At 47.1% G+C, this 21,983-nt stretch carries 20 protein-coding genes, 1 tRNA gene and 1 other RNA gene; 9 read left to right on the top strand and 13 right to left on the bottom strand.

Going from position 1 to position 21,983, the window contains the following annotated elements; translation table 11 throughout:
• Positions 1-13: 13 nt before the first annotated feature.
• The 8 genes from T494_RS0108290 (at position 14) to tadA (ending at position 7,124) form a co-directional block, all read left to right on the top strand.
• A complete protein-coding gene (locus T494_RS0108290) occupies positions 14-493 on the top strand; it encodes an Lrp/AsnC family transcriptional regulator (RefSeq protein WP_028505898.1) in 480 nt (159 codons plus the stop codon).
• The gene (locus tag T494_RS0108285; protein ID WP_197021141.1) at positions 490-1,671 is read left to right on the top strand and encodes an aminotransferase class I/II-fold pyridoxal phosphate-dependent enzyme; all 1,182 of its coding nucleotides are present in this window, start codon (positions 490-492) and stop codon (positions 1,669-1,671) included. The genes T494_RS0108290 and T494_RS0108285 overlap by 4 nt, the downstream gene beginning before the upstream one ends.
• Positions 1,658-2,539 (top strand): 4-(cytidine 5'-diphospho)-2-C-methyl-D-erythritol kinase, encoded by an 882-nt coding sequence (gene ispE, locus T494_RS0108280; protein WP_028505896.1) that lies wholly within the window; start codon positions 1,658-1,660, stop codon positions 2,537-2,539. Before T494_RS0108285 ends, ispE begins: the two co-directional genes overlap by 14 nt.
• 19 nt (positions 2,540-2,558) lie before the next feature.
• On the top strand, positions 2,559-3,704 hold the full coding sequence (locus T494_RS0108275; RefSeq protein WP_028505895.1) for a hypothetical protein: 1,146 nt from the start codon (positions 2,559-2,561) through the stop codon (positions 3,702-3,704).
• Between the two features lie 62 nt (positions 3,705-3,766).
• Positions 3,767-4,660: a Fe-S protein gene (locus T494_RS0108270; protein ID WP_051540248.1), complete on the top strand. Its 894-nt coding sequence runs from the start codon at positions 3,767-3,769 to the stop codon at positions 4,658-4,660.
• Between the two features lie 188 nt (positions 4,661-4,848).
• Positions 4,849-5,382 carry an HD domain-containing protein gene (locus T494_RS0108265; protein ID WP_028505893.1) on the top strand — a complete coding sequence of 178 codons (534 nt, stop codon included), beginning with the start codon at positions 4,849-4,851 and terminating at the stop codon, positions 5,380-5,382.
• A 117-nt stretch (positions 5,383-5,499) separates the two neighbouring features.
• Positions 5,500-6,654, top strand: coding sequence for a CPBP family intramembrane glutamic endopeptidase (locus T494_RS0108260; protein ID WP_028505892.1), 1,155 nt, complete (start codon positions 5,500-5,502; stop codon positions 6,652-6,654).
• A complete protein-coding gene (gene tadA, locus T494_RS0108255; protein WP_028505891.1) occupies positions 6,654-7,124 on the top strand; it encodes a tRNA adenosine(34) deaminase TadA in 471 nt (156 codons plus the stop codon). Before T494_RS0108260 ends, tadA begins: the two co-directional genes overlap by 1 nt.
• A 280-nt stretch (positions 7,125-7,404) precedes the next feature.
• Here tadA and recR read toward each other — a convergent pair whose 3' ends face one another.
• From recR to T494_RS0108230, 6 genes are all read right to left on the bottom strand, one after another.
• Positions 7,405-8,007, bottom strand: coding sequence for a recombination mediator RecR (recR, locus tag T494_RS0108250; RefSeq protein ID WP_028505890.1), 603 nt, complete (start codon positions 8,005-8,007; stop codon positions 7,405-7,407).
• 1 nt (position 8,008) lies between these two features.
• Positions 8,009-8,359, bottom strand: coding sequence for a YbaB/EbfC family nucleoid-associated protein (locus T494_RS0108245; protein WP_028505889.1), 351 nt, complete (start codon positions 8,357-8,359; stop codon positions 8,009-8,011).
• A gap of 18 nt (positions 8,360-8,377) precedes the next feature.
• Positions 8,378-9,973, bottom strand: coding sequence for a DNA polymerase III subunit gamma/tau (gene dnaX, locus T494_RS0108240; RefSeq protein WP_028505888.1), 1,596 nt, complete (start codon positions 9,971-9,973; stop codon positions 8,378-8,380).
• Between the two features lie 36 nt (positions 9,974-10,009).
• Positions 10,010-10,109, bottom strand: an RNA gene (gene ffs, locus T494_RS13655) — signal recognition particle sRNA small type.
• Positions 10,110-10,288: 179 nt separating this feature from the next.
• Positions 10,289-11,173, bottom strand: a complete 885-nt coding sequence (locus T494_RS0108235; RefSeq protein ID WP_028505887.1) for a chemotaxis protein CheX — start codon at positions 11,171-11,173, stop codon at positions 10,289-10,291.
• Positions 11,174-11,554, bottom strand: coding sequence for a response regulator (locus T494_RS0108230; RefSeq protein ID WP_028505886.1), 381 nt, complete (start codon positions 11,552-11,554; stop codon positions 11,174-11,176).
• A gap of 179 nt (positions 11,555-11,733) precedes the next feature.
• Here T494_RS0108230 and T494_RS0108225 point away from each other — a divergent pair.
• Positions 11,734-11,816: transfer RNA gene (locus T494_RS0108225), tRNA-Leu, on the top strand.
• 467 nt (positions 11,817-12,283) lie between these two features.
• On the opposite strand, the gene T494_RS0108220 is transcribed toward T494_RS0108225, so the two are convergent.
• The 7 genes from T494_RS0108220 to rpoC form a co-directional block, all read right to left on the bottom strand.
• A complete protein-coding gene (locus T494_RS0108220; protein ID WP_028505885.1) occupies positions 12,284-12,985 on the bottom strand; it encodes an ABC transporter ATP-binding protein in 702 nt (233 codons plus the stop codon).
• The gene (locus tag T494_RS0108215; protein WP_028505884.1) at positions 12,982-13,482 is read right to left on the bottom strand and encodes a hypothetical protein; all 501 of its coding nucleotides are present in this window, start codon (positions 13,480-13,482) and stop codon (positions 12,982-12,984) included. Before T494_RS0108215 ends, T494_RS0108220 begins: the two co-directional genes overlap by 4 nt.
• 129 nt (positions 13,483-13,611) lie before the next feature.
• The gene (gene tuf, locus T494_RS0108210; RefSeq protein WP_028505883.1) at positions 13,612-14,811 is read right to left on the bottom strand and encodes an elongation factor Tu; all 1,200 of its coding nucleotides are present in this window, start codon (positions 14,809-14,811) and stop codon (positions 13,612-13,614) included.
• A gap of 122 nt (positions 14,812-14,933) precedes the next feature.
• The gene (gene fusA / locus T494_RS0108205) at positions 14,934-17,018 is read right to left on the bottom strand and encodes an elongation factor G (protein ID WP_028505882.1); all 2,085 of its coding nucleotides are present in this window, start codon (positions 17,016-17,018) and stop codon (positions 14,934-14,936) included.
• A 27-nt stretch (positions 17,019-17,045) separates the two neighbouring features.
• A complete protein-coding gene (gene rpsG / locus T494_RS0108200) occupies positions 17,046-17,516 on the bottom strand; it encodes a 30S ribosomal protein S7 (RefSeq protein ID WP_028505881.1) in 471 nt (156 codons plus the stop codon).
• Between the two features lie 203 nt (positions 17,517-17,719).
• Positions 17,720-18,148, bottom strand: a complete 429-nt coding sequence (gene rpsL / locus T494_RS0108195; protein ID WP_028505880.1) for a 30S ribosomal protein S12 — start codon at positions 18,146-18,148, stop codon at positions 17,720-17,722.
• Between the two features lie 222 nt (positions 18,149-18,370).
• The gene (gene rpoC, locus T494_RS0108190; protein WP_028505879.1) at positions 18,371-21,952 is read right to left on the bottom strand and encodes a DNA-directed RNA polymerase subunit beta'; all 3,582 of its coding nucleotides are present in this window, start codon (positions 21,950-21,952) and stop codon (positions 18,371-18,373) included.
• Between the last annotated feature and the right edge of the window lie 31 nt (positions 21,953-21,983).

The raw sequence follows: 21,983 nt of genomic DNA, 5'->3' as shown, positions 1-21,983 counted from the left end.
GAGGAAACAGACAATGGACAGACTTATCGGACTTCTGAAAAGCAATGCTCGGCTGAGCAACAGTGAACTTGCTGTGATGCTTGGCAAAAGCGAAGAGGAGGTAAAGCAGGAAATAGAAAGGCTGGAGAACGACGGCATAATCAAGGGCTATACTGCTATAGTGGACGAGAGCGCATATGACCCTAACAGCGTTTTTGCCCTTATCGAGCTGAAGGTCACTCCACAGTCACAGTCAGGCTTTGACGAGATAGCCCAGCAGATATCCGGCTACGAACAGGTGGAAGCTGTGCGCCTCATGTCAGGAACATACGACATTATAGTTGAGGTAACAGGCAAGAATATAAGAGATATCTCCCTTTTCGTCTCCCAGCGTCTGGCAACCATTGCCGCCGTTCAGGAGACTACCACCCATTTCGGACTGAGGGTGTACAAGGATAACGGAATAATCATCGGCAGCGATGAAAAAGACGAAAGAGGAATGATGTTCCCATGATAGATTATAACAAGGCGCTGAGCAAGACTATCAGGGAAATGAAGCCCTCTGGCATAAGAAAATTCTTTGACATAGCTCAGGGCATGGAGGGCGTTATCTCCCTGGGAGTGGGGGAACCTGATTTCAAAACACCCTGGCTGATACGCAAGCAGGCGATCGACGTGCTCGAAAAGGGCAAGACCTGCTACACCGCAAACTCCGGACTTATAGAGCTGAGAAACGAGATATCAAAATACTTTGAACGCACCATTGACACCCACTACGACCCTCAGCACGAGGTGATCGTAACAGTGGGCGGCTCAGAGGGCATTGACCTTTGCATTAGGAGCCTGGTGGAGCCGGGAGACGAGGTGCTGGTGGTTGAGCCAAGCTTTGTGTGCTATTCCCCTATTGTGGAGATATGCGGCGGCAAGGCAATAGGCATACAGACCAAGGTCGAAAACGAGTTCCGGCTTACGGCACAGGAGCTAAGGGAAAACATAACCGACAAGACAAAGCTTCTCATTCTCCCCTTCCCCAACAATCCCACAGGTGCTATAATGCGCCGTGAGGACCTTGAGAGCATTGCACAGGTGCTGAAGGATACAAATATAATCGTGCTTTCCGACGAGATATACTCCGAGCTTACATATTCGGGCAGACACGTTTCTTTTGCTCAGATAGAGGGGATGAGAGAGCGCACGGTGGTAATAAACGGCTTTTCAAAAAGCTTTGCCATGACAGGCTGGCGTCTTGGCTTTGTGGGCGGACCTGAGCCTATCATATCCCAGCTTCTGAAGCTGCACCAGTACGCAATAATGTGCTCCCCCACCGTGAGCCAGTACGCCGCTGTGACAGCTATGCAAAGCTGCATAGGCGACATAGAAAAGATGAAAAAGGAATATGATATGAGAAGGCGTTACGTTGTTGACGCTTTCAATAAGCTGGGTCTTGACTGCTTTACACCACAGGGAGCCTTCTATGTGTTCCCCTGCATCAAAAGCACCGGGCTGACCAGCGCAGAATTCTGTGAAAAGCTTATTTTCAGCAAGAAAGTCGCCGTAGTTCCGGGTGATGCATTCGGCAGCTGCGGAGAAGGATTTGTTCGTGTGTCCTATGCTTACTCCATAAATCACCTGCGTGAGGCGGTCAAGCGCATAGGAGAATTCCTGCGGGAGCTTGAAGATGAAAAAAGATAAAAAAATAACCGTCAGAGCCTACGGCAAGCTTAATCTGATGCTTGACATTGTGGGCAGACGGGAGGACGGCTACCACGAGCTTGAAACGGTAATGCAGTCGGTGGACATTTACGACACCCTGGAGCTTTGGGTGAACGGCACGGGAGAGAACAAGATAATCTGTGACAAACCCGACTTCCCATGCGGCGAAACCAACCTTATTTGGAAAGCTATTGACGCTTTTTCCAAATACACAGGCATCGACACAACAGGCATTACAGTGCGTGTCGACAAACAGCTGCCCTCAATGGCGGGAATGGCAGGAGGCAGTGCAGACTGCGCTGCCACGCTGTGTGCGCTTGATGCGATGTTTGAAACGGACCTCACCAAAAAGCAGCTTTGCGAAATAGGCGTGACGCTGGGTGCGGACGTTCCTTTCTGCATTATGGGCGGCACCCGTATGTGCAAAGGTGTGGGGGAAAAAATGCAGGCTCTGAAATCTCCACAATGTGTTTTTGTGATAGTAAAGCCGGATGTGAGCATTTCCACTCCCATGGCGTTCAGAACATACGACAGTCTGGAAAGGGTGGAAAAATGCCGCACAGAAAAGTTTTTGAAAAGCCTGGAAAATGGCGATCTCAGGGGAATGTGCGGTGAGATGTTCAACGCACTTGAATTTGCGTCAGGGAAAAAGGAAATTGAGCTGGCAAAAAAAATGCTGCTTGATTCAGGTGCGATCGGCTCTCTGATGACAGGCAGCGGCTCGGCGGTGTTCGGTGTGTTTGAGGACATCAAAAGCGCAGAGGAGTCAGCAAGACTGCTTAAAGATCATTATCCACAGGTCTGGGTATGCCTGCCGGCAGACACAGGTCATAAGCTGATCGTTTGAGAAATAAGAGGGGATAAAATTGGGTAACAAGTGTAAGATCTGCGGTTACAGATTTAAAAGCAGGGACGAGGCTATCTGTCCCGAATGCTTTACCGCAAGACAGGACGATATTTCCTGCGAAAGATATTCAAACAGCGAGCACAGCCATAGAAACAGCTACAGCTCGGGTCTGAGAGATACAGAGGAATCCTTTGTCCAAAAAGAGCTCCGTGAGGAACGGCGCAACAGCTTTGCACGAGAGAATTTCGGTGAACGTGCAAACGCAGGACTTGATCTTTCCGACTTTAACAGGAGATATGACCAGTCACGCTTTCAAAGGAACGATTACTATTACGAAAACAACAAAAGTGGGGCGACACTTTATAACCAGCCGCAGCAGCCACAGCCCCAGGGCTCGGCATATCAGAGATTTGTTGCCCAGCAGCAGCGCAAAGGCTATACGCCCCCTGCTTCTTCACGCACCACATCAGGCAGCGGCTTTACCCCCGCAGGTCAGATCCTTGCCCAGAAAAGCACGATCCCTGTTCAAAGAGAAATGCTCCAGCGATACGGCACGATGAACGGACCCCGGACAAAAAAATCCGGTAACAGCGCAGCAGCGATAGTCTTCCTTGTGGTTATTGTCTTTGTTTTTGCATTTGTCATCTCTGCGGTGCAAAATGAGGAAAGGAAGTCTTCGTCCAAAGGTTATAATACTACTTCCCGAACTACGACCACAGCAGCCACCAAAAAGCTGAACAATACCGCACCGACCACGAAAAAAACATATTCGATGCAGCTTATCAGCCAGACCTTCGATCAGATGAACAAGGATACCCTTCCAAAAGGTCTTTGGGAGCGTTCATCAAGAAGAGACGGACAGGACGATAAATGGCGGACCATAACCGTAACCGTAAGAGTTTCCCCGGGTGAGACCTGGAAAAAAGACGATAATACAGATGCCCAGATATCATCGGTGTTCCTTTACAGCTTTACAGATGCAAACTTTAATAATCAGATAACCACATCAAGCCAGCTTCCCAAGCAGGATATCAAGATCCAGGAAGGCGGAACGGATGTTACCTTCACCCTTCTGACGGACACCACTGCCAAATATCATACCCTCAGAATTTACATTAAAGGAAAGCTGCATGAATACTGCACCTTTAACTTTGAAAGCGTATAAAATAACATAAGACAGGGGCGAAATGTCCCTGTTTTTTGTGAGGTGAGAAAATGAGCGCAGGCATGGATATTTTAAAGCACTGTACCCTCTGTCCCAGGCGGTGCAATACGGATAGAACAAAATCTCCCGGATTTTGCGGCGAAACAGACAAAGTACGCATTGCACGGGCAGACCTTCATTTGTGGGAGGAGCCTTGCCTGGTGGGAGAGCACGGCGCAGGAACCGTGTTCTTTTCAGGCTGCAGCCTTAAATGCTGCTTTTGTCAGAACTACGAGATCTCCGCCCTGGGCAAGGGATTTGAGGTCACCACCCGGGAGCTTGGGGATATATTTTTAAAGCTCCGTGATATGGGCGCAGCCAATATCGACCTGGTCAGCCCAACACATTTTGTCCCCCAGATATGCAGTGCTCTTGACATGGTAAAGGACAGTCTGAAGATACCTGCGGTATATAACTGCGGCGGATACGAACAGGTGCAGACACTTAAAATGCTTGAGGGCAGGGTAAGCATATTTCTGCCCGACCTTAAATATTATAATAGTGCGCTCTCACAAAAGTACTCCGCAGCTGCCGACTACTTCCCTGCCGCAATAAACGCCATAAAGGAAATGGTGCGAATAGCGGGCAAGCCTGTTTTTGACCCAAACGGTGTTATGCAAAGGGGTGTTATAGTGCGCCACCTGGTGCTGCCCGGTCAAAGGCACGACTCCATGAGGCTTTTGGATGAGCTTGCCTCGGCCTTTGACACTGACCAGATACTTATAAGCATTATGAGCCAGTTTGTCCCTGTTTACAAAGCCTTTGAGCACAAGGAGCTTTCACGGCGCACTTCCACTTTTGAATATAACAGCGTTGTTGACCACGCTGTAAAGCTGGGCTTTGAGGGCTTTTTCCAGCAAAGGTCATCAGCGAACACCCATTTTATTCCGGAGTTTTACGATTGTAAGTATTTTTGATGAATTAAATAATATTTTTGCGCAGGTATATTCCTTAGTTATATAAAATTGCTCAAATCATAATACAATTATCACCGTTTCACCTTGAAATCATCTTATTTACGGGGTATAATTTATAATGGAATGATATAACAGGTCAGCAGCTGACCTTACCATATAGAGAAATGAGAACACTAGGAGGAAGACAAATGGCAAAAGCAATGGGTTCCAAATATAATATTGAACATTCACAGCACACCAAGGAATACTTTGACTTTGTAAAAGACCTTCTTGACAGCGATGTTGTCAACGAGATGAAGAATTACCGTCATCATTACAGCACCACCTGTTTCCAGCACAGTCTGAACGTATCTTATTACAACTACCTTGTGTGCAGAAAGCTGGGGCTTGACGCACGTTCCGCTGCAAGGGCAGGACTTCTCCACGACCTGTTTTTGTATGACTGGCGTACAAGAGAAAGACAGCCCGGTGAGAAGCCCCATGGGTTCACCCACCCTCAGACTGCTCTTGAGAACGCAAAGGCGCATTTTGACGTTGATAAGCGTGAGGAGGACATGATAGTAAAACATATGTGGCCGCTGACTGTTAAGCTGCCAAAATATGCGGAAAGCTATGTTATAGTTGCCATTGATAAGTATTCTGCAATGCTTGAAATAAGTATGCATCTGGGCAGCGTTATGAAGAAAAAGGCAAGAAAGATAACTCACCGCAAAGCAAGCTGAATAAACATACGACCGAAGGCTCAGAGCTTTCGGTCTTTTTTTGCAAAAAAGTTGCTGCGGGGCTTTTATTATGTAAAAAAATGTGTTATACTGTAATCTGAAAGAGAGGTGAGCTGCTTGGAGGACAAGGAAAAATACCTTATAGACGTGGCAAATGATAAAACCTATCAGAACCAGTTTGACGACTACCACAAAGAGTTCTCCAAGTGGAGAACCAAAAAGGGTAATCCCTATGGATACAGCTTTGTTCATGACACCCGTGAGCATACCTACGTTGACGGCGAGGGGTATTTTCAGAAGTCCGCAGACATTGCTGAGCGCAAAGCGCTGGTAAAATGCCTGGGTCTTTTAGGTGTGGTAATGATAATTATTCTGGCAATAGACGGTATTACCTCACTGATGCTGTACAGGATCTTTCAGGACCCGGGTGCGGATGCAATATACTATTCCGGCATAGACTCTCCCACACATGAGTTCAACCCGCTTCTGGTATTGCTCTATTGCTGCATGAACCTGCTGAAATATCTGATCGCCTTTTTGATATTTATAAAGTCCACAGGCATACCCCTTAAAGTTGCCGCCCCCGTCCCCAAGGGTGCAAAGCTCTCAAAAAGCGGCATATTCCTTATCCTTGTGATAATGGTGTTCAGCAGAGTGTTCAACTATGTCATCAGCTTGATTTTCGGTCTTATAAACCTGGATTGCGTTTACGACATTGCGATACACGATCCCAACAATTTTGTTTCGGATCTGATCTATCTGATCTTCAACTGCGTACTTGTAAGCATCGTTTCGGAGCTCTTTTTCCGTGGTGCTGTAATGCAGACCTTCCGCCAGTTCGGTGACACGTTTGCAATGCTGGTTTCCGGCATAGCTTTCTCCCTGACCTATTACGATATATCATCAATGGGATATGCGGTGCTGTGCTCGGCAACGCTGGGACTTTTTACCCTTAGAACAGGCTCGCTGAAATCTGCAATAATCATGCGTATAACCGCATCTGTATCAGGATATGCACTTACAAGGCTGGTGATCGACAGCTTTACAAACGGGCGTATAGTCGAGGTCATCATCTGCGCCTTTATTATGGCAGTGGCAGCTTTTATCTTTGCCCGGCTCATGTGTAACGGCAAATGGGCATTCACCGTAAAAGATGACCCCTCCGAGCTTGACACAGGGGAAAAACTGAAGCTCTTTTTCACCACCAACTCCATTGTGATCTGGCTGGTGGGAGTTGCGGGAATGTTCTTTCTTATAATGAGGTTCAAATGATGGACAGAGATGAGATCTATATGCGAAAGGCTCTGGAACTGGCGGAGCTTGCTGCCCGGCAGGGAGAGGTCCCTGTGGGGGCAATAGTTGTAAAACGCTCCACCGGGGAGATTGTGGGCAGAGGCTTTAACCGCCGTGAATACGGCAGATCCCCCCTTACCCATGCAGAGATAGTCGCCATAGAGACCGCAAGCAGAAAACTTGGGGGCTGGAGGCTGATAGACTGTGAGCTTTATGTTACCCTTGAACCTTGTCCCATGTGTGCAGGGGCAATAATAAATTCAAGGATACAGCGTGTTGTGTTCGGCGCATCCGATCCTAAGGCGGGTTCATGCGGCTCGGTGGTAAACCTGTTTGAACTGCCCTACAATCATAAACCACAGCTGGTTGGAGGGGTGCTTAAAGAGGAATGTGCGGATATACTAAGCCGCTTTTTCAGACAGCTCCGGGAAAACAAAAAACAGACATAAAAAAAACTCCCTGCATCAACAGGGAGTTTTAATTAATGTCTGCTCAACAACTAAAAATCGGCTTTATATAGCTTTTTAAAGCATATTTTTAGTTGTCAAAGTGCAAGAAAAAAGAATGATATTGAGAATTTTTCTTGCACTTTGTTTTGCCCTTTAGGAAAAAATGAGCTTGACATCAATAAATGTGACGCGCAAATTCCCAATATTGAAAAGAATTTGCGCTCCCCGAACTATGTTCGGGGCAATAACCGCCTGAGGGCGGTTATTTAGGACACATTAATTATATCTCGTTTCGGTTTTTGATAGCCTCATTAAGCGTTTCTTTATCCGCATATTCAAGACTTCCGCCAACAGGCAAGCCAAAGGCAAGCCTTGTGACCTTAACGCCTAAAGGCTTGAGAAGCTTTGATATATACATGGCTGTGCTCTCACCTTCCACCGTGGGATTTGTCGCCATAATCACCTCGGTGATCCCCTCGGTGTCAATGCGCTTTAAAAGCTCGGTTATTTTCAGATCCTGAGGACCGATGTTTTCCATAGGCGACAAAAGCCCGTGAAGAACATGGTACACACCGTTGAATTCACGTGAGCCTTCAAAGGCGGTAATATCCTTGGGACTCTCCACCACGCACACCAGTGAGTGGTCTCTTTTCCCGTCGGAGCACACACTGCATATATCCTTTTCAGTGAAATTCTGGCACCGTCTGCAAAGATGCACCTTGCTGTGGACGCTTGAAATGGCGTCCGCAAAGGCTTTTGCTTCCTCCTCAGACATGGACATTACATGGTAAGCCAGTCTTTGCGCCGACTTCATGCCGATGCCGGGAAGCTTGGCAAACTGCTCTGTGAGCAGCACCAAAGGCAAAGCGTTAGTGTCCGCCATATCAGAACAGACCCGGGAAGGAAACGCCGCCTGTAAGCTGTTTCATTTCCTCGTCGCTGGTCTTGTCCAGTGTCTCAACTGCCTGGTTGAATGCACTCATAATAAGGTCCTGGAGCATTTCAACATCGTTAGGGTCAACCACCTCAGGCTTGATATTCAGCTTGAGCACGTTTCTCTTGCCGTTGATAACCACCTCAACAACACCGCCGCCTGCTGTGCCTGTGAACTCTCTCTGCTCAAGGTCAGCCTGGAGCTCGGTGATCTTATCCTGCATCTGCTGAGCCTGCTTGAGCATCTGGTTCATATTATTTGACGGACCCTTGCCCATTCCCTGTGGTAATCTTGCTTTCATTTCAAAAACTCCTTACAGTCAATTTTTTATTTCAACTTCAATACCTGTGTCCATAGCCTTCTGAAGCAGCTGATTAGTGGGATCTTCCGCATCGGCTGGATCAGCCTTTTTAGCTGACTTGACCTTGATATTGAAAGTCTGTCCATACATTTCGTTCATTACTTCATTTATAATATTGGCATCACTTGACGCCTTGAACTTTTTAAGATAAAAGTCGCTCTGGACGATAAGAAAAAGATTTCCTTCTTTTATAAATGCCACCGAGTCCTTTAAGAAGGAACCTATCGCCGGGCTTTTATCCCTTATCTTTGCAAGTATATCGCTCCATTGTTTAAGTGGCTTGTCGTTGTCGGCGTTAAGCTTCTGAAGCTCGGGATCGTACTGTTTAGGTTCCGGTGGAGCAGCTGTCTGTACCGCCTGGACTGTCCCGGCGTTTGCAAGTCTGCTTTCCAGCGAGGCTATACGTTTCATAAGGACGCTGACCTCCGCACCGGAAGTACTTTGCACAGCAGCTCTAACCTCTGCGTTGCCCTGTGTGTCGGTACAAAGCTTGATAAAGGTCATTTCCAGCTCTATCCGCTTTGAGGTACACCTTGCAAATCTCTCGCTGCACTGCTGAAGCACGGAGATATTTCTCAAAATATCCTCAAGCTTGAGTTTCTGTGCAATACCGCTTAGCCGTTCATACTCGTCCGGAAGGCATATCACCAGTTCCCTGCTGTTGTCCACCGTCTTGACAAGCATAACATTTCTCATCTGCACCAGCAGCTCATTTGCAAGCACTTTAAGGTCCTTGGACATACCGTAAAGCTTGTCCACAACTTCAAGCGCCCCTGCCGCATCCTTATCGGCAATTTTTTCAATAATATCAAACAGATAATCCCGCCCTGCGATCCCCGACGCACCGGACACAACATCCAGCGTAATATGGTCATCAAAGGCAACGCACTGGTCGAGCAGCGAAAGAGCATCACGCATTCCGCCGTCGGAAAGCCTTGCTATCATTTCCGCAGCATCCTTTTCAAGGGTAAATCCCTCCTGCTGTGAAATAAAGGTCAATCTGCTTACAATATCCTCTGTGCGGATCCTGTGGAAATCAAAATGCTGGCACCTTGAAACTATCGTAGCAGGGACTTTATGTATCTCGGTGGTGGCAAGGATAAACTTAACGTGCTCGGGAGGCTCCTCCATAGTTTTCAGCAGGGCGTTGAATGCGCCCGGGGAAAGCATATGGACCTCATCGATTATATACACCTTATATTTACACATTTCAGGCGTATAAATAACTCCCTCACGAAGCTCTCTTATATCGTCCACCTTTGAGTTTGAAGCGGCATCTATCTCTATTATATCCGCCAGAGTGCCGTTATCAGCAGCCTTACATATCTTACAGTCAAGGCATGGCTCACCGTCATGTGGATTTTCGCAGTTCACAGCCTTTGCAAAAATCCTGGCGCAGGTCGTTTTACCTGTGCCCCTTGAGCCTGTGAAAAGATAGGCGTGAGCGGTCTTGCCGTTTTTTATCTGATTTTTAAGGGTAGTTGTGACATGAGGCTGGGATACAACGTCGTCAAACGACATAGGTCTCCATTTGCGGTATAGCGCCTGATACATTCTTTCACACTCCTTAAAAAATCGATCCGACATATAGGTATGCAGGCGAAACTGTGTCACACGAAACAGACTGCTTAATGCTGCTCGGTTCCCCGCCTGACATGGTTCACAGCGTTTCATTGCACAGGACCCGCACACCTATATCTCGGATCGATGAGGAACATCATATTCACTCATTTTAAGCCTTTAACATTATAGCATATCCTACTATAAATTTCAAGTGTTTTATAAAAAAACTTGCTTACCCCGAAACGTCGGTCAAAAGCACCGCAAAGCGGCTCGCAGGAATTGCAAGCCGCCTGTTATAAACTATTTTTACTGATTGCAGATTACGAAATCCACTGTTCCGAAGGGGAACTGGACCGGGATACAGAATCCGGATTTTACAAAGTCCACCTTAGTGTCCTTAACGACCTCCTGCGGACTCATGGTAAGCTCAACACCGTACTCGTTGGACTCGTTAACAGCAAAAAGTCCGTCAACCACATTCAGAAACTCACCGATAGTCGCATCAACGAAGTCGTCGATCTCGGTAAAGCTTTCCTTTGAAAAACGCTCTGCAAGCCCCTTATAAGCTTCGTCGTCCGCCGCAATGCAGGCAACAGAGTTATAGCTTCCCGTAAAGGACTGCCTTACCAGATTCTTTGCGTTATACTCTCTTACCATATGTGATTTAAGCGGTGTAAAATCGTCGCCGATAAATCTGATGACGTTTTTGAACAGAAGAGTTACATAGTCTGTGTATATCCTTGCATTTTCTGCGCTGTCAAAATGATAGAAATCATTGATAACTCTTGCAAGCACCTCATTCTGGTTGTCGCTTATATCCTCATCAGAAAACTGTGTCTCTGCCTTGTAAGCATTTATTGCCTCTTCAAACTGAGAATTTGTAAGCACGCCGTTGTTCACCAGAGTCTGTCCAAGAAGCAGATAGTCTGTAGGCTGCTGTGAAAGCAGCTTTTCAACGTCGTCATTTGTAACGTATCCAAGCTCTACAGCAAGATCACCGAATCTCTTATCCACGCTCTGCTGAGTGATGTTTACGTGCTCAACCTGCTGAGCCGTCATAAGACCTGCATTGATAGCAAGCACGCCAAGACGCATACGGGTATTCTTTTTGTCCTCGATCGCTGTTGTAAGGTCCTGGGAGTTGACCAATCCCTTATTGAGAAGATAACCGCCAAAAAATTGCGCAAACATTTACAAAACTCCTTTCGCAGCATTTTCAAGGATCTTTTTTGCATCCTCATCAGTTATAGGCTTCTGCAAAAAGTCTGCCGCACCCGCTTTGAGCGCATCCTTAAGGTGCCCCTGTGTTCCCACAGAGGATGCCATTACGACCTTTGCATCCGGGTGCTTGGCAACAATAGCTTTCAGAGCGTCAATTCCTGTTACCTTAGGCATTATAATGTCCATAAATACCACATCAGGATTGCACTCGTCATATTTTTCAATAGCCTCCGCACCATCGGCAGCCTCAAATATCTGACCTACGCCCATATTGGCGATAGCCATGCTAAGTTTCTTTCTTGCGAACATTGAGTCGTCGCAGATCAGAACAGTAAGATCTTGTAATGTCATATTATTGCCTCCTATACGTTTATTAGATACAATAGAATTATATCACAAAATCAAACAAAAATCAAGGGCTTTTTTAACGAATTTTAAGCAAAAGGGCACAAATAATCAGCTTATTTTTTTCAAAATTTGCAACCTTGACAAGTTTGTAGAAATGTGATATAATATTTTGTACTTTAAACGGGGGAATGGCGGAATGGCAGACGCAGCAGACTCAAAATCTGCCGATAGCAATATCGTGTGGGTTCAAGTCCCATTTCCCCCACTGCGTCGTCGCAAGCTTCGTATTGCTTGCGACGATTTTTTATTATCTGTTTAAAATCATCTCGCGCTCACTGCGCTGCTCCTCCTTTCCGCAAAAGCCTCGTCGGTCTTTTGCGGTGCTTACTTTTGCACGCTTGTCCGCCTTTGGGTACGTTCCGAAGGCGGATATTTTTGTGTGGCGGCGGAGTGGACAGGGTCAGGTACACTATCCGCTGTTTACGATTGACAACAGCCATTTTTTGTTTTATAATATAATAAACAGATTTTGGTAGTGCTTTCGATGTCTAAAAAGATCAAGGTCATAATTGCGATCATTGCAGCTGTTGTTGTAATGGCTGCTGTAATAATTATCATTACCTCACTAAAATTATGTAGATTCTCAAAAGTGAAAAAGAGTCATGCGATGCTGCCAAAATCAAAAAGCACCTACTGTCAAAGCAGGTGCTGTTTCAATCGCTGTTATGCAGTTTACCACTCTATCTCGTCGATGTCAACAGGGTTTGCGTTAAGCTCGACAGCTTTGATTTTGCCTGATTTAACGGAGATAGTTCTGTCGGCTATGGGTTTAATAGCGGAGTTATGGGTGATGATAACGACAGTGACTCCGAAATCACGGCTGAGCGTCTGCAAAAGCTTGAGTATAGACTTTCCCGTCACGTAGTCCAGCGCTCCGGTGGGCTCATCGCAAAGCAGGAGCTTTGGCTTTTTGGCAATAGCTCTTGCAATAGAGACTCTCTGCTGTTCGCCGCCTGAGAGCTGCGAGGGAAAGTTATTCATTCTCTCTGCAAGTCCGACGGCATTGAGAGCTTCTTCCGCACCCATAACATCGGCGCATATCTGGGTGGCAAGCTCAACATTTTCCTTTGCAGTCAGGTTATTTATCAGATTATAGAACTGGAATACAAAACCCACGTCGTTGCGGCGGAAAGTTGTCAGCTGCTTTTTGGAAAAGCCTGCAATATCCTGTCCGTCGATGATGATATTGCCGCCGGTGCAGGTGTCCATGCCGCCCAGCAGGTTGAGGATAGTGGTCTTACCTGCGCCCGACGCACCGACGATAACGCAAAGCTCGCCTTTTTCGATAGTAAAATTGACGTTATCGTTGGCGAGTATCGTGGTCTCGCCCATTTTGTACTCTTTTACAACGTCCTTAAATTCAATGTAGCTCATGTTTTCTCCTGTTTTCTCATTTTGTGTTTTCTTACTTCATCAGCGGCGATTGCGGCGAACAGCGGCAAAGCAAGGACAAGCACTATTGTGAAATTTCGGTTTATGATGAAATGCCAGCGTGACTGGTGTATAACGTGGAATGACCAGAACGCCCAGAACACTGCCCAGCACAGTTTGAGCATATCGCACAGAAACCTTATTACAAGGCGTATGCCCTCAGTTTCATTCTCCTTGTACTTACCGCCGACCTTTTTTATTTTGCTTGCGGCAAATGAAAGCAGGCTGAATATCACAAACAGCCCATAACCTGCAAAGAACGGGTAGAACGCCATTACTCTGTTTTCGCTGTAAATGTCGAAATTGCCGTCTATGTCGTAGTGGATACCGAATTTCTGCGGCAGGTCTGACAGTGTGCAGAATGTCCACACGAGGAATGTTGTCAGCATAACGAGTGCCAGCACATTTGAGGCGATATGAACACGTTTGAACAGTTTCAATGTTATCCCCCATTCTGTCTTTTCATTTAACATTATACATTAACATCCGCACTTTTGTCAACACAAAAAGGGAGCTATCCTTTCGGATAACTCCCTTGAATTGCATATTAGCTATTCAGCGTTTCAAGATTACTTGTTGATCTTGGTAACAACGCCGGAACCAACTGTTCTACCACCCTCACGGATAGCGAATCTCAGACCCTCTTCGATAGCGATAGGAGTGATAAGCTCAACGTCCATCTCTACGTTATCGCCAGGCATGCACATTTCCTTATCAGCAGGAAGGCTGATAACGCCTGTAACGTCTGTTGTTCTGAAATAGAACTGAGGTCTGTAGTTGTTGAAGAACGGAGTATGACGGCCGCCCTCTTCCTTCTTCAGAACGTAAACCTGACCGGAGAACTTGGTCTCTGGGTGAATGGAGCCCGGCTTGCAAAGAACCTGGCCTCTCTTGATGTCAGTTCTCTGAACACCACGCAGCAGTGCGCCGATGTTGTCGCCTGCCTCAGCGTAGTCAAGGATCTTTCTGAACATCTCGATACCTGTTACAACAGTCTTAGCTCTTTCCTCTGTAAGACCGATGATCTCAACTTCCTCACCAGTCTTGAGCTGACCTCTTTCTACTCTACCGGTAGCAACTGTACCACGGCCTGTGATCGTGAATACGTCCTCAACAGGCATCAGGAACGGCAGGTCTGCCTTTCTGTCAGGTGTTGGGATAAAGCTGTCAACAGCGTCCATAAGGTCAAGGATAGGCTTGTAAGCAGGATCGTTAAGATCGTCCGGAGCTTCAAGAGCAGCAAGTGCAGAACCTCTGATGATAGGAGTATCATCGCCTGGGAACTCGTACTTGTCAAGCAGCTCTCTGATGTCCATCTCAACCAGATCGAGCAGCTCTTCGTCGTCAACCTGATCAGCCTTGTTCATGAATACAACGATTGCAGGAACGCCAACCTGACGAGCGAGCAGAAGGTGCTCTCTTGTCTGAGCCATAGGACCATCGGAAGAAGCAACGACCAGGATAGCGCCGTCCATCTGAGCAGCACCGGTGATCATGTTCTTTACATAGTCAGCGTGACCCGGGCAGTCAACGTGAGCATAGTGACGGTTCTTTGTCTCATACTCAACGTGAGCGGTGTTGATCGTAATACCTCTTTCTCTCTCCTCAGGAGCAGAGTCGATATTAGCATAGTCCTTCTTCTCAGCAAGACCCTCCAGAGCAAGAGTCTTTGTGATAGCAGCGGTAAGAGTTGTCTTACCGTGGTCAACGTGACCGATGGTACCAATGTTTACATGTGGTTTGGTTCTTTCAAAATGTGCCTTTGCCATAGGATTTTCCTCCTTAAATTTCAATTTTCCGATTTAACGATACCGTAGTATAATTACATCAGCATAATTATATCAAATTTTTTCCCATTTTGCAATAGCTAAATGGATTTTTTTTAAAAAAGTTAGTCGTTGTTCTTGTTTCTCGAAGCCATGATCTTCTCGCTGATGTTCTTAGGAACCTGGATATAGCTGTGAGGCTCCATTACATACTGACCTCTGCCCTGTGTCTTTGAACGCAGGTCATTGGAGTAACCGAACATTTCGGACAGTGGAACGAGGCAGTCAACCTGAGCTGCACCTGTTCTCTGCTCCTGACCAAGGATCTGTCCACGGCGTGAATTAAGGTCGCCGATAACTGTTCCAAGATAGTCGTCCGGAGCGATAACAGAAACCTTCATGATAGGCTCAAGAATGATAGGCTTAGCCTTTCTCATAGCCTCCTTGAATGCCATAGATCCTGCGATCTTAAATGCCATTTCAGAGGAGTCTACCTCGTGATAAGATCCATCGTAAAGCTCGACCTTAACGTCGACTACCTGATATCCTGCAAGAACGCCGCTTTCCATTGCGCCCTTGATACCTGCGTCAACAGCAGGGATATATTCCTTAGGAATAGCACCGCCCACAACGTGGTTGATGAACTCGTATCCTGCGCCTGACTCGTTAGGCTCAACGTTGATCTTAACGTGACCGTACTGACCCTTACCACCCGACTGCTTAGCATACTTGTAGTCCACAGTTGCAGGAGCGGTGATAGTTTCCTTGTAAGAAACCTGAGGTGTACCTACGTTTGCCTCTACCTTGAACTCACGCAGAAGTCTGTCCACGATGATCTCAAGGTGAAGCTCACCCATACCGGCGATAATAGTCTGACCTGTTTCCTCAGAAGTCCATGTTCTGAAGGTCGGGTCTTCCTCAGCCAGCTTAGAAAGGGCAATACCCATCTTCTCCTGACCTGCCTTAGTCTTTGGCTCGATAGCCAGCTGGATAACAGGCTCTGGGAATTCCATAGATTCAAGAATGATCGGGTGCTTCTCGTCGCAGAGAGTATCACCTGTTGTGGTATTCTTCAGACCAACAGCAGCGCCGATATCACCTGCAAAGATCTCCTCGATGTCTTTTCTGTGGTTAGAATGCATCTGAAGGATCCTACCGATTCTCTCGTTCTTATCCTTTGTTGAGTTATAAACTGTAGAACCTGCTGTCAGAACGCCCGAATAAACTCTGAAGAAGCACAGCTTACCAACAAACGGGTCTGTTGCGATTTTGAAAGCAAGAGCTGCAAAAGGCTCATCGTCGGAAGAAGGTCTTTCGTCCTCCTCGCCTGTGTCGGGGTTAACGCCCTTGATGTGCGGAACATCAAGCGGTGACGGCATATAATCTACGATCGCATCCAGAAGCTTCTGAACGCCCTTGTTCTTGTATGAAGTACCGCAGCATACAGGTACCATTGTGTTATCAATGGTTGACTTTCTGATGGTCCTTTTGATCTCCTCTTCGGTGAGCTCCTGACCATCAAAATACTTCTCCATAAGCTCGTCGTCCATTTCTGCAACGTGCTCGAGAAGCTCGCTTCTGTACTGCTCAGCCTTTTCCTTCATATCCTCGGGGATATCCTCGACCTGGATGTCTGTGCCGATATCGTTTGTATAGATATAAGCCTTCATCTCGATAAGGTCGATAATGCCCTTGAATTCGTCCTCAGCGCCGATAGGCAGCTGGATAGGAACTGCATTGCACTGCAGTCTGTCGTGAAGCATATTAAGAACGTTATAGAAGTCAGCTCCCATAATGTCCATCTTGTTCACGTATACCATTCTCGGTACCTTATAGTTATCAGCCTGACGCCATACGGTCTCAGTCTGTGGCTCAACGCCTCCCTTTGCACAAAGAACAGTTACAGATCCGTCCAGAACTCTCAGTGATCTCTGGACCTCAACAGTAAAGTCAACATGTCCCGGGGTGTCGATGATGTTAAGTCTATGGTTCTTCCAATAGCAGGTAGTAGCAGCAGAAGTAATTGTTATACCTCTTTCCTGCTCCTGAGCCATCCAGTCCATAGTGGCTGTACCATCATGAGTTTCTCCGATCTTATGGTTTATTCCGGTATAAAAAAGGATACGCTCGGTAGTAGTGGTCTTGCCGGCATCGATATGAGCCATGATACCAATATTTCTTGTGTCCTGTAAAGAACAATCTCTTTGCATAATTTCCTCCTGTTTAAAATACCGAAATTACCATCTGTAATGTGCAAAAGCCTTGTTAGCTTCAGCCATTCTGTGTGTTTCGTCACGCTTCTTGCAGGATCCGCCTGTACCGTTAAGTGCGTCCATGATCTCTGCAGCGAGTCTTTCCTTCATTGTGTCCTCGTTTCTCTCACGAGAATACTTTGTTATCCATCTCAGTCCCAGTGTCTGACGTCTGTCAGGACGAACCTCCATTGGAACCTGATATGTGGCACCGCCCACACGGCGAGCCTTTACCTCGAGCTCAGGCATGATGTTATTCATTGCCTCCTCGAATACCTCAAGAGCAGGTCTGCCTGTCTTCTCCTCTACGATCTGGAATGCACCGTAAACGATCTTCTGGGCAACACCCTTTTTGCCGTCGAGCATAATGTTGTTTACAAGACGTGTTACCAGCTTTGAATTATAAACCGGATCAAGAAGCACGTCTCTTTTTGTAACTCTACCTCTTCTTGGCACTTTGATTCCCTCCTTCACAAATAAATGAATTCACAGGTACTCGCTCCGCAGCCATACACTATTATAATATAATAAGCGTATTCTGCAGCCCCGTCAGCCCAATGTAGAGTCATCTATATAAATCACTCCACACTAACTGTGGTCTTCGCATTTTGCGACAATGAGTATATTCCTTTAAACTTTCCGAGCTTCAGAGATATTTTTTATCCCTTGGCTGCTCCTGCCTTTGGTCTCTTTGCACCGTACTTGGATCTTGCCTGCATTCTCTTTGCAACGCCCTGTGTATCAAGTGTACCACGGATAATGTGATATCTTACACCAGGAAGATCCTTAACACGTCCGCCTCTGATAAGAACAACGCTGTGCTCCTGCAGATTATGACCGATGCCCGGGATATAAGCTGTTACTTCGTTTCCGTTTGTCAGCTTAACTCTGGCAACCTTTCTCATAGCGGAGTTAGGCTTTTTAGGTGTAGCTGTTCTTACGACTGTGCAAACTCCACGCTTCTGTGGGCATGACTGGTCGATAACTACCTTCTTCTTGGAGTTAAATCCCTTCTGAAGAGCAGGTGCTGTGGACTTGTCCACCAGAACATCTCTTCCCTTTCTTACTAACTGGTTAAAGGTTGGCATATTTTCTCTCCTTTCGTAAAATGATAGCTCTGCCAAATGGGCGCACTTGCCCTATGTCGGCATGCTCTAATATTATACACTTATTATCTCCTCTTGTCAAGGGTTTTATGGCAAAAAATTCACCAAAACCCTCCTGTTTGACCCTTGCTGTCGTTGTGCATATATGTGCATTTGCAAAAAAAGAGCGGCATTGCTGCCGCCCTTTTGAGTTCATATTATCTATCAGAAGCTGCCGCCCTCTACACCTGTCTGCGCAGCAGGGTGAGCGTCCACCTTAGCGATCTGGGTATTGTTATATATATCCATACCCGTACCGGCAGGTATAAGCTTACCGATAATAACGTTCTCTTTAAGACCCATGAGTTTATCAGTCTTTCCTCTGATCGCTGCATCTGTAAGAGCCTTTGTGGTCTCCTGGAATGATGCTGCGGACAGGAAGGAATCGGAGTAAGAAGAAGCCTTTGTGATACCCTGAAGGACAGGCAGTGTTGTGATAAGCTTTGCGTCCTCGTCGCCTGCATCTATCCTCTGCTGTATCTCGTCATTCATCCTCATGACTTCGCTTCTCTCTACCAGAGTACCCGGCAGCAGATAGCTTGATCCCGGATCGTCCACCTTGACCTTCTTCATCATCTGGCGCACGATAACCTCGATATGCTTATCGTTGATATCAACACCCTGCAGACGGTAAACCTTCTGTACCTCGGTGATAATATAGTTCTGAACAGCCTTTGAGCCATTGACAGCCAGTATATCGGCAGGGTTGATAGAACCTTCTGTAAGAGAATCTCCCGCCTTTACAACGTCGCCGTCACGGACTTTGATCTTGTAGCCGTACGGGATAGCGTAAGCTTCCTCGTCCGGGTTTTCGGTATCCTCGCTGGTAACGATGATATGCTTTTGCTTTTTCATCTCCTCGATCCTTACCACACCGTCAAGTCTGGTAATGATCGCTGCGCCCTTAGGCTTACGGCTCTCGAACAGCTCCTCGACTCTCGGCAGACCCTGAGTGATGTCCTCTGCCGATGCGATACCACCGGTATGGAACGTTCTCATGGTCAGCTGAGTACCCGGCTCACCGATAGACTGTGCGGAGATTACGCCGACAGCCTCGCCCACCTGAACGACGTTGCCTGTTGCAAGGTTAGCACCGTAGCACTTAGCGCAAACGCCGTGCTTAGCGTGGCACTGGAGCACCGATCTGATCTGGATAGACTGCTTGCCGTCCTTTTCAAGGGCAGCAACTATCCTTGCAGCGTCGTGCTCGTTGATAAGCTTGGTCTTTGAGCAGATCATTTCGCCTGTCTGGCTGTCCTTGTAATCCTCAACAAGGAATCTGCCCACAAGTCTTTCTGTGAGCGGCTCGATCATTTCGTTGCCGTTCTTGATATCAAATATCTCGATACCTACATCGCTTCCGCAGTCGTCCTCATGGATAATAACGTCCTGAGAAACGTCAACGAGACGTCTTGTAAGGTAACCCGAGTCAGCTGTACGCAAAGCGGTATCTGCCAGACCTTTACGGGCACCACGGGATGAGATGAAGTATTCCAGAATGTTAAGTCCTTCACGGTAGTTTGCTCTGATAGGCATCTCGATGGTGGAACCTGATGTATTGGCAATAAGTCCACGCATACCTGCCAGCTGTCTGATCTGGTTGATAGAACCACGGGCACCGGAATCAGCCATCATGTTGATGGGGTTATACGGGTCAAGGTTTGCCTGAAGTGCGGCAGTTACCTCATCGGTTGCCTTGTTCCAGATCTCGATGAACTTCTTGGACTTTTCTTCTCTTGAGATATAACCTCTCTTATACTGCTTGTCGATCTTGTCAACAAGAGCGTCTGCCTTTGCAAGAATATCCTTCTTTGCAGGCGGGATCTCCGCATCGCACACAGCTACGGTGATAGCTGCTCTCGTGGAGAACTTGTAGCCCAGAGCCTTTATCTTGTCCAGCACCTCAGAAGTTGCAGTGGTACCGTGCTTATGGATACACTTGTCGATAAGGTCTTTGAGCTGCTTTTTCTTTACGAGGAAGTCTATTTCCAGATCGAACTGCTTATCCGAGTTTGTTCTGTCAACATAGCCCAGATCCTGAGGGATTACCTCGTTGAAGATAAGTCTTCCCACGGTGGCATCGATTATCTTGGACACCTGTTTGTCGCCGATCTGCTTTGAGATCCTTACCTTTATCTTGGACTGGAGGGAAACGATCTTCTTATCGTAAGCCATAAGAGCCTCGTTCACATCTCTGAACACCTTGCCCTCGCCCGGCTCTCCGTCCTTTGCAAGTGTAAGATAGTACGAACCAAGCAGCATATCCTGTGAAGGAACAGCCACAGGGCTTCCGTCGGAAGGCTTGAGCAGGTTGTTTGCGGCAAGCATAAGGAATCTTGCCTCAGCCTGAGCCTCAACGGATATAGGGAGGTGAACAGCCATCTGGTCACCGTCAAAGTCCGCATTGAAGGCTGTACATACCAGTGGGTGGAGCTTGATAGCTCTGCCCTCTACAAGCACAGGCTCGAATGCCTGGATACCAAGTCTGTGGAGTGTAGGCGCACGGTTGAGCATTACAGGGTGACCCTTTATAACATTCTCAAGAGCATCCCATACCTCGGGCTTTGCTCTCTCAACCATTTTTCTTGCGCTCTTGATATTTATTGTGGGGTTGGTGTCCACCAGTCTCTTCATAACGAAAGGCTTGAAAAGCTCCAGAGCCATTTCCTTAGGAAGACCGCACTGATACATTTTAAGCTCAGGACCTACAACGATAACCGAACGTCCGGAGTAGTCAACACGCTTACCCAGCAGGTTCTGACGGAAACGTCCCTGCTTACCTTTAAGCATATCCGAAAGGGACTTGAACGCTCTGTTGTTCGGACCTGTAACAGGTCTGCCGTGTCTGCCGTTGTCGATAAGTGCGTCAACAGCTTCCTGGAGCATTCTCTTTTCGTTTCTTACGATAATATCGGGAGCTTCCAGCTCCAGCATTCTCTTCAGACGGTTATTTCTGTTGATAACACGTCTGTAAAGGTCGTTAAGGTCGCTTGTAGCATATCTTCCGCCGTCCAGCATTACCATAGGTCTCAGATCGGGCGGGATAACGGGAACAACGTCCAGTATCATCCACTCAGGGCGGTTACCGGACATTCTGAATGCCTCAACGATCTCCAGTCTCTTGAGCAGCTTTATCCTCTTTTGTCCCGAGGAAAGATCCTTCAGCTCCTCTTTAAGCTCGTCTGCAAGCTTGTCAAGGTCTATCTCGCACAGCAGCTCCTTGATAGCCTCTGCGCCCATTCCTGCCTTGAACTGGTCCTCGTCGTACTTTTCCAGCATCTCGTTATAGTCCTTTTCGGTGAGCAGCTGACCCTTTACAAGCTCTGTGTCACCCGGATCAATAACGATATACTTTGTAAAATACAGTACCTCTTCAAGTCTTTTCTGTGAGATCTCCAGCATCTGTCCGATCCTTGAAGGTGTGCCCTTGAAGTACCAGATGTGGGAAACCGGAGCAGCTAGCTCGATGTGACCCATTCTCTCACGTCTTACCTTGGCTCTTGTTACCTCAACGCCGCAGCGCTCGCACACCTTGCCCTTGAAGCGTATTTTCTTATACTTTCCGCAGTGGCACTCCCAGTCCTTGGTCGGTCCGAAGATCTTTTCGCAGAAAAGTCCGTCCTTTTCAGGCTTCTGTGTACGATAGTTTATGGTTTCAGGTCTCTCAACAACGCCATAGGACCACTCACGGATCCTATCAGGCGAGGCAAGACCGATCTTTATTGATTCAAATACATTAAAATCCAACAGCTGTACCCTCTTCCTGTATAATTTGGTT

Origin of the sequence: Ruminococcus sp. FC2018 (genome assembly GCF_000621805.1) — a bacterium.
GTDB lineage: Bacteria > Bacillota > Clostridia > Oscillospirales > Ruminococcaceae > Hominimerdicola.
Note: the sequence above shows the minus strand (reverse complement) of the source record. Positions and strands in the feature narration are given on the sequence as shown.